The following is a 14675-nucleotide window of genomic DNA, read 5'->3' as shown; positions in this document are numbered from 1 at the left end:
ACCAAATTGTGAAAATTATGAGAGACTACTCAAAAGTTCCTCGGCCTTCTCTATAACAACTTCCGGCTTTAGGTCAACCATACACTTAAAATGTCCCTCTGGACACTTTCTCCCTCCGTGAATTCCACAGGGACGACAGTGAAGGTCTTCCAGCTCAACGTAAAGGCCGTTCCTATAAGGAAAGAAACCAAACTCAGGAACGGTAGCACCGTAAATCTCAAGAACCGGCGTTCCAACAGAAATTGCCACGTGAACCGGAGAGGAGTCATTAGAAATAACAAGGAGAGCTCCCTTTACTACAGAGAAGAACTCCCTCAATGAAGTTTTCCCGCAGAGGTTAATAACTCCCTCAGAGAGCTCCTCTACCCGCTTACAGTAGGGAGAATCTGAAGGCGAGCCGACAAGAACAACGGTTAAACCTTTCCCTTTAAAGTAATTTGCAACCTCGGCGTAGTATTCGGGAAGCCAAGCCTTAGTCCTCCAGACAGAGCCGGGGGCAAGAACAACGTAGGACTTTTCAAGGGAAAACTTTTTCAGGGCTTTTCCAACTTCAGCAGGGGTTAGAGGGAGCTCCGGTTCTCTATCGTAAACTACAGAGTAATCCCTCTCTAAGGGTCTTAAAAGGTCAAGGTTTCTGTCTATCTCGTGAATTCCTTTTCCCATTCTATACTTCACTCTATCCGTATAAAAGAAGGAAAATCCTGCTTTATCAAAGCCAATTCGCCTTTTAATCCCCGAAAGCCAGAGGATAAGGGAAGTGCGGTGAGACCTGTGGGGAGAAACGACAAGTTCAAAGTCTCCTGAAGCTAAAAGCCGTGAAAACTTCCAGACGCCCTTCTTGTCAAAGGGAATAATCTGTGAAACGAAGGGAGCTCCCCTAAAAACCTCCTCAAAGCCCTTCCTAACAACTAAGGAGACCTCTGCACCCGGAAAAGTTCTCTTCAGCGACTTAAGAAGTGGCGAAACGAGTATCAGGTCTCCCAAAAAGGCCGTCTGAAAAACGAGAACTCTTCTCAATCTACCACTCCTAAAAAACTTTGGCGTGAGATTATAATTCCTCCTTAAGGTAAGTTCTGTTCTGGAGGAAAGATAAAATGAAAATCCGAATCGGGACGAGGAAGAGCAAGCTTGCCCTCTGGCAGTCCGAGTGGGTAAAGGAGCAGATAGAGAAAAAGTTCCCCGGCGTTGAAGTAGAGCTCGTAAAAATAACAACAAAAGGAGACAAAATCCTTGACGTTCCTCTGGCAAAAATCGGAGACAAGGGACTCTTCACAAAAGAAATTGAAGAGGCAATGCTAAGAGGAGAAGTTGACATAGCCGTTCACAGCTTAAAGGACGTTCCTTCAAAACTTCCGGATGGATTAACCCTCATAGCCTTTTCAAAAAGAGAAGACCCCCGGGACGCATTCCTCTCCTGTGGAAAGTACACCCTTGAAACGCTTCCGCAAGGCGCTACCGTCGGAACGAGCTCCTTAAGGAGGAAGGCTCAGCTAAAAATCTTAAGGCCAGACCTTAATATAAAGGACTTAAGGGGAAACGTTGACACGAGAATCAGGAAGTTAAAGGAGGGACAGTACGACGCCATAATCTTGGCAGCAGCAGGCGTAAAGAGGCTCGGCTGGGAAAATGAGATAGACCAAATCCTACCCGTTGACAAAATGATTCCTTCCGTCTCTCAAGGGATTTTAGGAATTGAGGGAAGAGAAGGAGACGATGAAATCATCAGGATAGTAAGGAAAGCTGTAAACTGTAAGAGCTCCGAAATTGCCGCAACAGTTGAGAGGGCTTTCTTAAGAACCGTTGAGGGTGGTTGTCAAGTTCCCCTCGGGTGCTACGCAGAGGTTAAGGAAGGGAAAGTTCACGTAAGGGCCTTTATCTCTGACCTTAACGGAGAGTTCTTCTACAAGGAAGAGGGCGTATTTAGGGTAAACTCCATTGAAGAGGCAGACCGCGTAGGAACAGAAGTTGCAGAAAGACTCCTCTCTGCCGGAGGAAGGGAGATACTTAAGGAGCTCTTGGGGGAAAAGTGAGGGTTTTCATCTCTGCTGAAGTTTCAAGAGAGCAGGAGGAAAGACTTAAAAAAGCTGGATTTAGCGTAACAGCCTTTCCCCTCATAAAGACCTCTCCTCTACCTTTTGAGCCGGAAGAGGCCTACCGGTTTAACCCCGATTTCGTAGTTATCTCAAGCAAGAACGGAGTTAAACACTTCTTTTCAAGGGTTTCTCCTTCTGAGTTTAAGAATGCCAAGTTCATAGCCGTTGGGAGCTCCACCTCCCAAAAGTTAAGAGAGCTCGGAATAGAGCCCCTCATTCCTGAAAACTTTAGTGGAGAGGGAGTTATTGAGCTCCTAAAAACCTTAGACTTAAAAGGGAAACGCTTTTTAATAGTCAGGCCTAAGGTGGCAAGGAAACTTGTTTCAGAGTTTTTAAGTGAGCAGGGAGCAGTCGTTAAGGAGCTCCTTGTCTATGAGACCGTTCCGGACTCTTCACGTAAGGAGCAGTTACAAAGGGAAATCCAGAATGGATTTGAGGTTTTAGCCTTTACAAGCCCGTCAAACTTTAAAGCTTTCTTAGAACTCCTTGGAGACTCCTCAGAGGAGCTCCTTAGAAGGGCAAAACTAATCCCCATTGGCCACGTAACGGCAAAGGCAATTGAAAAGAGGGGCTTTAAGGTCTTTAAAATCCCTTCTACCTACACCTTAGACGGTATTGTAGAGCTGATAATCTCTGAACTCAAAACGAATTAAGGAGGGAGCAATGATTACCGGTAAGTTTCCAGAGCTCCGTTTAAGAAGGCTCAGGAAAAACGAAACCATCAGGAGAATGGTAAGGGAGAACGTTTTAAGCGTTGACGACTTCATATACCCCCTATTCATCGTTGAGGGAGAAGGCGTAAAAGAGGAAATCCCATCAATGCCCGGCCAGTACCGCTACTCCATAGATAGGGTTATAGAGGAAGTAGGAGAGGTTAAAGAGCTCGGAATCCCTGCTATTATCCTCTTTGGAATCCCTGCCCACAAGGACGAGCTCGGCTCAGACTCCTTCTCAGATGAGGGAATAATCCAGAGAGCTATAAGGGCAATCAAGAAAGAGTATCCCGACATGTACGTAATAACAGACGTCTGTTTCTGTGAGTACACTTCCCACGGCCACTGTGGCTACCTAAAGTGTGACGGGGATTCCTGCAACGTTGATAACGATAGAACCTTAGAGCTCTTAAAGAAGCAGGTTGTATCCCACGCTAAAGCCGGTGCAGATATGGTTGCTCCTTCTGGAATGATGGACGGAATGATAAAGGCAATAAGGGAAGCCTTAGACGAGGCCGGATTTACAGAAATTCCCATAATGTCCTACGCAGCCAAGTACGCCTCAGCCTACTACGGCCCATTTAGAGACGCTGCAGAATCAGCCCCATCCTTTGGAGATAGACGCTCCTACCAGATGGACCCGGCAAACTCAGACGAAGCCCTAAGGGAAGTTGCCTTAGACATTCAGGAAGGAGCAGACATTGTAATGGTTAAGCCTGCCCTTGCCTACATGGACGTAATAAGGAGAGTAAAAGAAACCTTTAAATACCCAACGGCCGCCTATAACGTTAGCGGTGAATACGCAATGGTCAAAGCAGCCGCAATGAAAGGGTGGATAGACGAAAGGAAGGTAGTTTTAGAAACCCTCCTCTCAATGAAGAGAGCCGGAGCAGACCTCATTCTCACCTACCACGCTAAAGACGCCGCCAAGTGGCTAAAGGAGGGATAAAGGTTGCTAATACTTAACTGAAAGCATATAATAGCCAAGCGTAAAAAAACCAGATAAAAGGAGGCGATGCTTAATGGCAACAGTTTACGTACGTGAGGGAGAGCCGTTTGAGAAAGCACTAAAGAGGTTCAAGAAGCTTTGCGAAAAAGAGGGTATCCTCACTGAGATTAAGAGGAGAGAGTACTACGAGAAGCCAAGCGAGAAGAGAAAGAGAAAGGCTATGGCAGCAAGGAAGAGGCTTATTAAGGCTCTCAAGAAACGTGGTCTTCTCCCTCCAAAGGGTAAGAAGAAGAAAAAGTAATCTGGAGAGGTTATGGGACTTAAGGAGCGTCTCCTTCAGGATATGAAAGAGGCAATGAGAGCCAAAGACAAAGTAAAGCTCTCAACTATCAGAATGATTAATTCCCTCATCAAGAACGCAGAGATTGACAAGAGAGGGGAGCTCACCGACGACGAAATCGTCCAGCTCCTCATGAAGTACGCCAAGCAGAGGCGCGAAGCCATTGAAATGTACGAAAAGGGTGGCAGACAGGACCTCGTTGAGAAAGAGAAGGCCGAACTTGCAGTTGTTGAGTCCTACCTTCCAAAGCAGTTAAGCGAAGAGGAAATCAGGGAGCTTGTAAGGGAAGCCATAGAGGTAGTTGGGGCTTCCTCCCCGAAAGACCTCGGCAAGGTAATGCAGTACGTTATGCCAAAGGTTAAGGGGAGAGCAGAAGGCTCTCTCGTTAACAAAATCGCAAGGGAAGAGCTCTCAGGCTAAAGATGGTTTGGTATAATCCCTTTAGTGGGATTGTTGGCGTTCCCACTCCTTTGGGTAATTGGAGGGGGTATTTATAGTAATGTTCAAAGGAGTGGGACGCCAGTTAGAGTTCACAAAACTCTTAGAAGCAACTGCTAACCTTTCAAAAAGTGAAGCCGGAAAGCGTTACGTTCTCTCTATTTTCCCGACTACAAACAGAGAAACTGCTGAAAAAAACCTTCAGATAACCGACGCCTTTACAAAGCTCCTTTCAGAAAGAACCATTCCCTTAGAGAGATTTCCAGACATATCGCCAACCCTACAAAAACTCTCGGCAGAAGGAGTCGTTTTAAGCGTTGAGGAGTTAATTGCCATCCTAAAAGTTATCCGTCAGTCATCAGTTCTTAAAAAGTTCTTCCTCAACCTTGATAACCGTTTTGAAAGGATAAAACACTTTGGAGAAAGGCTTTCCGACTTTGGAGAGCTAAGAGAAAGGCTTGAAAAAACCGTAGACGATTCAGGGGAAATCTTAGATACAGCCTCCCCAAAGCTAAGAAGTATCAGAAGAAATATCGTAACTGTAACCGCCCGTATAAAGCAGAAGCTTGAGTCGCTAACAAATAGATTCCCGGAAATCTGCCCCGACAGAATCATCACAGAAAGGGACGGCCGTTACGTTATCTTGGTAAAGCCCCACTTTAGGAGCAAGTTTTCAGGAATCGTCCACGACCGCTCTTCCTCCGGCCAGACCCTCTACGTAGAGCCGACCTCGGTAGTTGAGGACAACAACAGGCTCAGGGAGTTAAAAGCAGAAGAAAAGGAAGAGATAAAAAGAATCCTCTCAGAAATTTCTCGTCTTGTAGCAGAAAGGAAGGTAGAGCTAAAGAGTAGCTTCAGGGCTTTAGTTGAAATAGACGCCCGTCAAGCCGTAGCCCTCATGTCCTTAAAACTAAAGGGCACTCTGCCCCAGTTTACAAACAAGGTAGAGCTAAAAAACGCAAGACACCCCTTACTCGTCCTTCAGGGTAAAGAAGTCGTCCCCATTGACATTGAGCTAAAAAACGGACTTGTCATAACAGGGCCAAACACCGGAGGAAAGACCGTCGCCCTAAAGACTGTAGGACTCCTCTCTATGATGGCGCAGTCGGGATTTCTCATTCCGGCAGAGGAAGGAAGTAATCTAAGGTTCTTTAAGAAGTGGATGGCAGACATAGGAGACGAGCAGAGCATTGAACAGTCCCTCTCAACATTTAGCGCCCACGTAAAGAACGTTGCAGAGATACTAAGAGAGGCCGACGAGGACTCATTAGTTCTTCTTGACGAGCTCGGAGCAGGAACAGACCCGATAGAAGGTTCTGCCCTTGCCATCGGAATACTTAAATACTTAAAAGACAGAAGGGCAAAGGTTATAGTTACAACCCATTTCACCCCCGTAAAGCTCTTTGCTTGGAAGGACGACTACTTTGAAGTAGCTTCAGTCCTCTTTGACGAAAAGAGCCTAAAGCCACTCTATAAGCTTGCCTACGGGATAGTCGGAAGGAGCTACGCCTTTGTAATAGCAAAACGCTACGGAATTCCAGAGGAGGTAATAGAAAACGCCCGTTCTCTAATGACGGCAGAGGACAGGCTGGCAGAGGACATAATAAAGATACTTGAAAAGGAATACCAGAGCCTCAGCGAGAAGAGAGCAGAAGTTGAAAGACTAAAAGAGGAGCTTGAAAGGAAACGTAGAGAGCTTGAAGAAAAGGAAAGGGAAGTAAGGGAGAGAGCTCTTAAAGAAATACGCTCCTTCATTGAAGAGCTTGAGAGGAAGAGTCAGGAAGTCTTTAAAAAAGCCCACTCACAAAAGGTACGCCAAGAGATAAAACAGATTATCGTAACTGCAAAGAGCAGAGAAGAAGCCCTCTCCGAAATCAAGCCAAAGAGAGAGGCAAAAGTCGGAGACACAGTAAAAATCCTCAAGTCCGGAAGAAAAGGAAAAGTCATTGAAATAGACAAAAACAGGAAACTGGCAAAGGTTTTAGTCGGAAACCTAAAAGTTGACGTAAAACTCTCCCAGCTTGAGGTCGTAGAAGAAACCCCTGTAAAACAGGAAACCGTCGGCATAGACGCTCCAAAACCTAAAAGGTTCTTCCCGGAGCTAAAAATACTCGGAATGAGAGGAGAAGAAGCCCTAAGAGCCGTAGAGCAGTTCCTTGACGACGCCTCCATCTTAGGAATAAAACGTGTCAAAATAATCCACGGCCACGGCGAAGGAATCCTAAAGAGACTCGTCAGAGAATACCTCAAAGAGTCCCCTTACGTAAAATCCTTCCGCTCCGGAAGCATAGAAGAAGGAGGGGATGGAGTAACAATAGTAGAACTATAGACTTCTTAAAAACTAACAACATTTCATCGCGGTGGTTGCTTTCATCATAATAAGTGCCGTTAATCTCAATGGCACACTCAACGTCATTTGCATTGGCGGAGCTTAAAGCTATCTGGGGTGTGTTGAGCGTTGTGTTTGTGAGAATTCGGGAAAGATGATTAACATCGTCGTATTCTGCAAAACACTCTTGAGGTATTTCTAGGCTTAAATAATAAAATACATCCGAAGGATTTCCTTGAAAACTTATCTGATAGCTTAGCTGAAATAAATAAATTAGAAAAAATAAAAATAAATGTTTTTTCTTCATAATATATTTTTTTCTTTAGAGGATATATATTGCTTTACTACTATAGTGGATTTGAAACTTCCATAAATTCTTCATCTTCTGCTCGTCCCTGCTCTAAAGATGGATTCTGCTGTGTCCTTTCATCTTGACAAACAACTTTTTCCCAGCTATGATATGTGTTAGCATCATCAAAAGGAGACGGTGATGCAACCTGATTTTCATCTAGAGGAGGTTCAAATGTTTTTATTAGATTGTATCTATCTTCTGAATAGTCAGGATCTCCTATGTGTGTATACTGATGGTATAACTCACATGTAATCTGTCCTATTCCGCCTGTTGTTGTTACTCTTCTGTTAAACTCTTCACCTGCCCATACACTACCAGGATAAAGTGTTAAATCCACGCTCAATGGCCTATAAACGCTTAACTCGTCGCTTGCTACATTTGAATTTGCTCCATTGCTGTCAACTGCCCAGACTTCCACTCTTTTGTTTCCCGCTTCTTCATAGGTGAGTGTTACTTCTCTTTGGCAGTTTCCGCCACCACAGGTGAATGTTTGGTCTGCAGTTCCATCTCCGTCTTTGTCTACATAAACTGTTAGACTATCCCCGTCTTGGTCTGAGACATCAACATCAACTTTTACCTCTTCTCCTGTATAAAATTGCTTAGTGTTAAGCTCCTCATTAGGAATAACTCTCACGCTAACACTTGGCGCATGGTTTGGTGGCACATATGGAGATACTATTATGGTATCTCCTTCTACAACTGTTTGTGCATTATCGTTATCAACTATAACAAACTTTGGTCTGTAAGTTCCTGCATTATAAGTGTGCTCCCCTCTTGCTACATAAAGTGTTTTTCCGTTTTCTTCAACCATCTCTAAAACAACTTTCCAGTCATCCACAACTCCATTGCCGTCATAATCAAATCCTATTTTTGCTATCTCTCCATCCTCATCGTAAGCTTTAACTTCAAATTCTGTTGTTACTGGTTCTGTTCCACTTGTAGGGGATTCGGTGTAGCTTTCAACTCTTGGAGGTTGGTTTTCTACAACATTTACAGTGGGAGCATAACCTTCAACAACGTTGCCAAAGTCATCTTCACATCTGTAGCGGGTCTCTAACTCTCCTGTTGTCTCGGGGGTAAAGGTGAGTTGCTCGCTGTTCCCGCTTTCTAAGGTAACTGTCTCATCAATACTGCCGTCGTTTTTGTAGTCTATTTCACACCTTATGCTCTCTCCTTCTGCATCGCTACCGCTAAGGCTATAAACTACAGGATGGCCAACTTTGACTTGTTGCTCTTGGGGTGTTAAGGAAATTTGAGGTGGCTGGTTTTCAAAGACTTCTACGTGTGCCGTTTTTGTTGCTATAGCACCATCGTTATCCTTTACGCCACAAACAACGTCATAAGCACCTGCATTTTGTAACTCAACCTCAAATCTATCAGAGGTTTGCCACTCATTGCTGTCTATTTTCCCGTTTAGGTTTGTATCACATGCGTATTGCTCTACGCTTCCATCCTCATCGCTACCAACAACTCTTAAGTGTGCAGTTGTCGGCACATAGCGACTATCCAAGGAAACCTCTATCCTCTCAACTTTTGGCGGAACGTTATTTTTACCCTCCACATAAACTATTTTTTCTACTTCATGCAGTCCGTCGCTTACTTTTACGGTTACAGGAATTTTGCCCGCTTTATCTACTGTAAAAGCATAGCTGAAAGTTCCGTTATTCTTGGCTGTTTCTCCCTCTTTTTCTATGCTTCCGTCGTTACCAACGTCTATCTTATAGACCAATGTTCCATTAGAGTTTCCATAATCATCATTGGCTATTCCCTGCACAGTGGCTTCAAAAGGAACCTTCCCTTGGGTAGGTGTTACCGCTATGTTTAGGCTTGGCCTTTTATCGCCTACAACCTTTATTGGCTGGTATATGTCCACTCTTTTTCTCGGGTCTGCTTGGTTGTAGGCGTAAATGTGCAGGGTGTAAGTTTGGTCTTCTTCTGCAACAGGGTATTGGCAGACGTATTGTATGTGTATGTTGGATGCCTGATAGTTTCTTTCCCTTTCCGCTTGACCATCATTCTCGCAATCCACTCCCGCAACTATTACAAGCTGAGAACGCCTCAGTGCTTCGGCAGAGATGTCTACAGCTACGTTTACTCCTTCTTGGGCTTGACGGGCAGAGACTTCAACGGGTTGGGGATTTTCTGCGGGGGTGTAGGTTTGACCGTTAATTGTGTACTCTTCTACTTTTGGCTGGTAAGCAGAAACGGGAGGGTTGGACGGTTGGTTGGAGCTCCCACCTCCACCACACGAAGAAACGGCAATGGCTAAAATTACAAGTCTCCCCCACGCTTTCATGACTTAAGATTCAAACTGTTCTAACATATTATAACCTACCCTCTCCCTAACCACTCAGGTTACAATCTAACTCCAAAAAGGATTAAGAAGATTTAGATTTTGCAGGTTTTACAAATTCAGGTGCAATGAAACTTAATAGAAAAATGATAATGCTTAAAACGAGCAAAACTTCGGTTATTATCTTTATCATAGCCCTCTAACTCCTCTTCCTTCAAATCTCATCCCACCCTTCAACGGCAGAGGCTTGGTTGTAAGAGGTTACGGTAGCTTCAAAGAAGTTGGCTTTTACGTTACCTTCTCCGCCGGTGTCGGCGATTCTTTCAAGGTGTTCGTAAGGATTAGGTCTATCGGGGAATATTGGTTCAAGACCTAAGGCTTTAAGCCTCTTGTTTGCGATGTAGTAAGTGTAATCCTCAATTGACTGCTCGTTCATTCCGAGTATCTTGTTGCCTATTACCTTCTTGCTGAACCTCTGCTCCTGCTCAACGGCTATTCTGAACATTTCATAAATTTTGTCCTTAGTTAGGTATTTCTTGAATCCCTCGTCGGTTAAGTCCTTCATGAAGTGTTCAAAGAGAATAACGTGAGTAAGCTCATCCCTGTTGATGTAACGGATAATATCTGCTGTCCCCTGCATGAGGTTACGGGAGGCAAGGTTGTAGAAGAACATAAAACCGTTGTAGAAGTAGAGACCTTCAAGGAGGTAGTTGCCTATTAGAACTTCTCCGTAGTTTTCCATTGTCGGGTCTTCAAGGAACTTCTGGTAAATGTCAGCAATGTACTTATTTCTTTCAAAGAGTATCGGGTCTTTCTTCCACCAGTAGTAAACTTCCTCTCTCCTTTCTGGGGGAACGATGGACTCTATGGTGTAACCGTAGCTCTGGGAGTGGATTGCCTCCTGATAGGCGTGGATTGAAAGGTCTATGGTTATTTCTGGAGCTCTCACGTAAGCTGCAATGTTTGGAATGTTCGTAGTTTGAATGGAGTCAAGAAAGACGAGGAAAGAGAGTATCTCGTCGTAGGCCTGCCTCTCCTCGTCTGTGAGCTCCCTGTAATCGTGTATATCCTGAGTAAGGTCAACGTTTTCGGGAATCCAGAAGTTTGCCATCATTACCCTGTAGAGCTTGGGAGCCCACTCGTACTTTATAACGTTTAGGTTAAAGATGTTGGTTGTATCCCCGTGAAGTATTCCCCTCTTTGCCGGGTCGTCGTTCCCTTCTGGGTTAAATATCGGACGGGGCTTCATAAGCTCTTTTTTTATATCAGCCATTTTTACCTCCTTATTTAGTTAGCACAGGCTACACACTCTTCCTTTTTGGATATTGCCTGCTGGCTGTCTTTCTGGATTGTTCTTACGTAGTAAATGGTCTTTATGCCCTTCTCCCAAGCAAGCATTACCGTTTCGTAGATGTCGCGGGCTCTTATGCCGAGGTTGAGGTTGAAGAGGAGCTCCATTGAAATTCCACTGTCAACCCACTTCTGAATTGTGGCAATTATTTCAACAACTTCCTTCTGGTCCATATACTTGCTCTCTCTGTAGAACCAGAACTTTTCCTTTATGTAAGGAGGACATATCGGAACGGCTTGCTTCTGGTTTTTGTCAATGTAAAAGCGTGAAAACGGTGGAAGAACGCCGGGAGTTGCTCCCTGAAGGAGTCCGGAACTGGTGTTTGGAGCAATAGCAAAGAGCTGTCCGTTTCTGATTCCGTACTTTTTGAGCTTTGAAAGGAGCTCCAGCCACTTCTCCTTTAGCTTCGTCTTTTCCGACAAGTACTTTGCGTCCTTACCGATGATTATTCCCTTACTCCAGTCTGAGCCTTCGTAGGCCGGAAAAGCTCCTCTCTCCTTCGCCAAATTGATGCTCTCGTCTATTCCGTAAAAGGCGATTTTCTCGTAGAGCTCCTCAATAAACTCAAGGGACTGCCTACCGTAGGGTATCTCCCTTTTTGCCAAATAGTCAGCAAGTCCGAGAGTTCCTATGCCTATGGTTCTATACCTATCGTTGTGGAGTTTACTCTCCGGAATTGGAGGAGTTGTCAGCTCTATTGTGTTGTCAAGTATCCTTACGGCAGTCCTAACAGCCTCTTCAAGCTCCTCATCGCTCTCTATGTTTGCAAGGTTGATGGAGAGAAGGTTACAGGTGTGGACAAGTCCCGGCTCTTCAATCTCCTTAATAATCTTTCCGTCCTTCATGTAGGTTTTAAAACCTTTTGAAGGTCTAAAGTTAGAGAAGCTCTCCATACAGAGGTTACCGTTACCTATGTAACCGTCGTGCTTTAATGGGTTTAGTCTGTTTGCAGTGTCCTTAAAGAAGATGTAGGGAAGTCCCGTTGCAACCTGAGTTTTTAAGATTTCTTTTAGGAGCTCCTTAGCCCTTACCTTCTTTTTGAGCTTTAGCTTGTGGGACTCGTTCTCTACCTGCATGTAGGCCTTTTCAAACTCCTCGCCCCAGAGCTCGTAGAGCTTAAATCCAAACTTCTTCTCCACCTCGTAAGGGTCAACAAGAAGCCACTCTTGGTCGTACTTTACCCTCTCCATAAAGAGGTCGGGGATAACCACCTGTGGGAAGATGTCAAAGGCTTTACGCCTAAGGTCTCCGTTTTCGGTTTTGAGCTCTAAGAAGTCGTAAATATCAAGATGCCATACATCTAAGGCTATGGTTACAGCTCCAGCCCTCTTCCCCTCCTGATTAACGGCAACGGCAACGTCGTTTAAGATTTTTGCCCAAGGGACGATTCCTCCACTTGCTCCAAAGACCTTCTTTATCCAAGAGCCTTGAGCCCTTATCCTTGAGAGGTTAACTCCGACTCCTCCAGCCCTCTTAGAAATCTGCGCTACCTGCTCAGCCGTGTACATTATGGAGTCAAGGTTGTCGTCCATTGCCGTTATAAAGCAGGAGGAGAGGTTACCGTTTGGACGGCGAAGGTTTATGAGGATTGGAGTTGCCAAGGAGAGCTTTTTACCGGCTATGAGGTCGTAGAACTTCTTAACGGTCTTCATTCTCGTTTCTTTTGGCTCGTTCTTTGCGAGCATTAGGGCTATGCTCATGTACATCTCTTGGGGGAGCTCTATCGGGTAGTCCTCGTAGATACAGAGGTAGCGCTTGGCAAGGAGGTTAGCCCCAGCGTAGTCGTAGAGGAAGTCGTACTTAAGATTAAGGTAGTCTCCGGCCTCCTTTATCTCCTCCTCTGAGTAGGCCTTAAGGAGCTCCTCCGCGTAGAGTCCCTTCTCTATGAGGTCTTTAACAACTCTTAAATACTCCTCTCCACCTCCAACGTAGGCAAGCTTAGAAGTTCCCCTCCTTATGGAAACTTCCTTGTAAAGGTTGAAGATAAAGAGCCTTCCAGCAAGGATTCTCCAGTCTGGCTCTTCTGGGGTTGTAAGCTGTAAGGCCGTATTGATAACGGCCTCGTGAATCTGGCGAGTTGTTATCCCGTCAAAGAAGTGAAGCTTTAACCTTGACTCAAGCTTAAGCGTATTAACATCAAGGCCTTCTGCAGCCCAGTTTATAACTTTACGTATCTTCTCTATGTTCAAGGGCTCCCTTACACCTTTCCTCTTTACAACCGTTATCTTCTTCATTCCACCTCCCGACAAACGTTTGACTTTCCGATTTTATCTTTAGCAGGGTCTCTCTCTCAAAAAGTTGGAAGTGAAGGAGCGTAGTTAGAACAAGTTTAAGTATTTTGCTAATTTCTTAAACAGAAATCTTCGGATGGTTGGAAGTCTTAAAGTTTTTTGCAAGGATAAGCCTAACTGACACTAAAGGGGTCACTTTCAACCTGTTTACAAAATTTTGTAGAGATATTCAACGTGGCCTGCAGATGTTTGAACTTGGTAATCGGAAAGGAACGGAAAGAGCTCCTTCACGCCCTTATTCACCTTTATAACGACCCTCTTCCTTGCTACCCTTTCTGCCTCTTTAAGGGTTTCGGGAGAAACAAAGTCTTTAACAGCAACCTCCCTAAAGGGCGCCATAACGCTACAGTGCCACTTGGGTTTTATGAACATAGGGGAGAAGTAAACGATATCGTAGGATTTATCGGGTAACTGCTTCAAAAAAGCGTAGTTGTCGCCACAGGTAGGCTTAACGAGGCTAAAAGCAAACTTCGCTACTTTGAGCTTTCCTTCTGGACGATACCTCTTAAGTCCCCTTTTCACTATCTCGTAAATTACCGGGTCTTTCTCCACTCCTACAACTTCCCTCTTTGAGACAAAAGCAGAAAGGAGGGCGTCCTGAGCAAGTCCCAAGTTACAGTCAAGGACGGTATCTCCCTCTTTTAAGTCCATGGCAGAAATCATTGACTCCTTTCCACCTGAAAGGTAGTTAAGGAGACGAATCTTAAAGAGCCCCGGGTGGAAGAAGAGCTTGTTACCAGAAAGGGTGTGAACCGTAAGGAGAAGGTCCTTCCCCACTACAAGGACGTTTTTACCGTACCTTTTCTTTATTGACTCTATCGTGTTGTGACGACGTTTTACGTAAACTGCTCCAAGCTCCTCAGAAAGCTTCTTAGCTTCCTCAATCATTTCCGGAGTTGGTCTTCTGTCGGTAGTTACTACAACTTCCATACCTACTCCACAATCAGGTCTGGTCTTTTCCTCTCAAGGTACTTACGGGTGTATGAACAGAGGGGAGAGATTCTGTAACCTTTTTGCTGGGCAAGCTCAAGGAGTTTCTCTGTAAGCTTAGCAGCTATTCCTTTACCCCTATAGGCTTTTGGAACAAAAGTCGTCCTGACGACAATGACCTTTCTCTCTTCTTCTAACCTAAAAGAGATGTAGGCCTCCTCTCCACCTTCAAGCTCTACGTATATCCTGCTGTCTGTAACCTTTATCTCCAAGGGTTACCTCCTGTTTGAAAACTAATATAACAGAAAATTTGCCAACTTTCCCAAAATTCCTAAAATTCACAGCGTCACGGGTGAACGGGAAGTCCGGTGAAAGTCCGGCGCTGTCCTCGCAACCGTGAGCAGGGAATAAAAAGGGCTTTAGCCACTGGAGTGACGGGGTGAGGAGCTCCCACTCTGGGAAGGCTATTGCCCACTAAAACCCTGCGAGCCGGGAGACCGGCCCGTGATGGGTAGGTGAAAACCTACCCCTTCGCGTCCTGCGGGGGTTCGGGGCGCGGGAAAGGAGAGGGTACTCCTTTTTTCTTTTCCCGCTCC

Annotated in this window: 12 protein-coding genes and 1 riboswitch; of the genes, 6 read left to right on the top strand and 6 right to left on the bottom strand. The window is 45.0% G+C overall.

Translation table 11 applies throughout. From position 1 onward, the window contains the following. Nucleotides 1–15: 15 nt before the first annotated feature. Entirely contained in the window at nt 16–1017 is a 1002-nt protein-coding gene (locus CLV27_RS03225) for a glycosyltransferase family 9 protein (RefSeq protein WP_132525767.1), read from the bottom strand. Nucleotides 1018–1094: 77 nt separating this feature from the next. On the opposite strand from CLV27_RS03225, the gene hemC reads away from it, so the two are divergent. The 6 genes from hemC to CLV27_RS03195 all read left to right on the top strand — a co-directional run bounded on the left by hemC (nt 1095) and on the right by CLV27_RS03195 (nt 6862). Then, a complete protein-coding gene (hemC, locus tag CLV27_RS03220; protein WP_132525765.1) occupies nt 1095–2030 on the top strand; it encodes a hydroxymethylbilane synthase in 936 nt (311 codons plus the stop codon). Then, nucleotides 2027–2746 carry a uroporphyrinogen-III synthase gene (locus CLV27_RS03215; protein WP_132525763.1) on the top strand — a complete coding sequence of 240 codons (720 nt, stop codon included), beginning with the start codon at nt 2027–2029 and terminating at the stop codon, nt 2744–2746. The genes hemC and CLV27_RS03215 overlap by 4 nt, the downstream gene beginning before the upstream one ends. Nucleotides 2747–2756: 10 nt before the next feature. Next, on the top strand, nt 2757–3755 hold the full coding sequence (gene hemB / locus CLV27_RS03210) for a porphobilinogen synthase (RefSeq protein WP_132525761.1): 999 nt from the start codon (nt 2757–2759) through the stop codon (nt 3753–3755). 73 nt (nt 3756–3828) lie between these two features. Continuing rightward, a complete protein-coding gene (gene rpsU, locus CLV27_RS03205) occupies nt 3829–4056 on the top strand; it encodes a 30S ribosomal protein S21 (RefSeq protein WP_132525759.1) in 228 nt (75 codons plus the stop codon). Nucleotides 4057–4068: 12 nt separating this feature from the next. Then, on the top strand, nt 4069–4515 hold the full coding sequence (locus CLV27_RS03200; RefSeq protein ID WP_132525757.1) for a GatB/YqeY domain-containing protein: 447 nt from the start codon (nt 4069–4071) through the stop codon (nt 4513–4515). A 79-nt stretch (nt 4516–4594) separates the two neighbouring features. Then, nucleotides 4595–6862 carry an endonuclease MutS2 gene (locus CLV27_RS03195; protein WP_132525755.1) on the top strand — a complete coding sequence of 756 codons (2268 nt, stop codon included), beginning with the start codon at nt 4595–4597 and terminating at the stop codon, nt 6860–6862. 347 nt (nt 6863–7209) lie between these two features. Here CLV27_RS03195 and CLV27_RS03190 read toward each other — a convergent pair whose 3' ends face one another. From CLV27_RS03190 to CLV27_RS03170, 5 genes are all read right to left on the bottom strand, one after another. After that, the gene (locus tag CLV27_RS03190; protein WP_132525753.1) at nt 7210–9510 is read right to left on the bottom strand and encodes a hypothetical protein; all 2301 of its coding nucleotides are present in this window, start codon (nt 9508–9510) and stop codon (nt 7210–7212) included. Between the two features lie 211 nt (nt 9511–9721). Next, nucleotides 9722–10756: a ribonucleotide-diphosphate reductase subunit beta gene (locus CLV27_RS03185; RefSeq protein WP_345775892.1), complete on the bottom strand. Its 1035-nt coding sequence runs from the start codon at nt 10754–10756 to the stop codon at nt 9722–9724. 38 nt (nt 10757–10794) lie between these two features. Then, nucleotides 10795–13092, bottom strand: a complete 2298-nt coding sequence (locus CLV27_RS03180; RefSeq protein ID WP_132525749.1) for a ribonucleoside-diphosphate reductase subunit alpha — start codon at nt 13090–13092, stop codon at nt 10795–10797. A 204-nt stretch (nt 13093–13296) separates the two neighbouring features. Further along, on the bottom strand, nt 13297–14079 hold the full coding sequence (locus tag CLV27_RS03175; protein WP_132525747.1) for a class I SAM-dependent methyltransferase: 783 nt from the start codon (nt 14077–14079) through the stop codon (nt 13297–13299). Nucleotides 14080–14081: 2 nt separating this feature from the next. After that, nucleotides 14082–14351, bottom strand: a complete 270-nt coding sequence (locus CLV27_RS03170) for a GNAT family N-acetyltransferase (RefSeq protein ID WP_132525745.1) — start codon at nt 14349–14351, stop codon at nt 14082–14084. A gap of 61 nt (nt 14352–14412) precedes the next feature. Further along, nucleotides 14413–14599: riboswitch (cobalamin riboswitch) on the top strand. The last annotated feature ends 76 nt before the right edge of the window (nt 14600–14675 follow it).

It is taken from the genome of Phorcysia thermohydrogeniphila (assembly GCF_004339575.1).
Classification (GTDB): Bacteria; Aquificota; Aquificia; order Desulfurobacteriales; family Desulfurobacteriaceae; genus Phorcysia; species Phorcysia thermohydrogeniphila.
The sequence above is the reverse complement of the archived record's forward strand: the minus strand, read 5'-3'. Positions and strand labels throughout refer to the sequence as shown.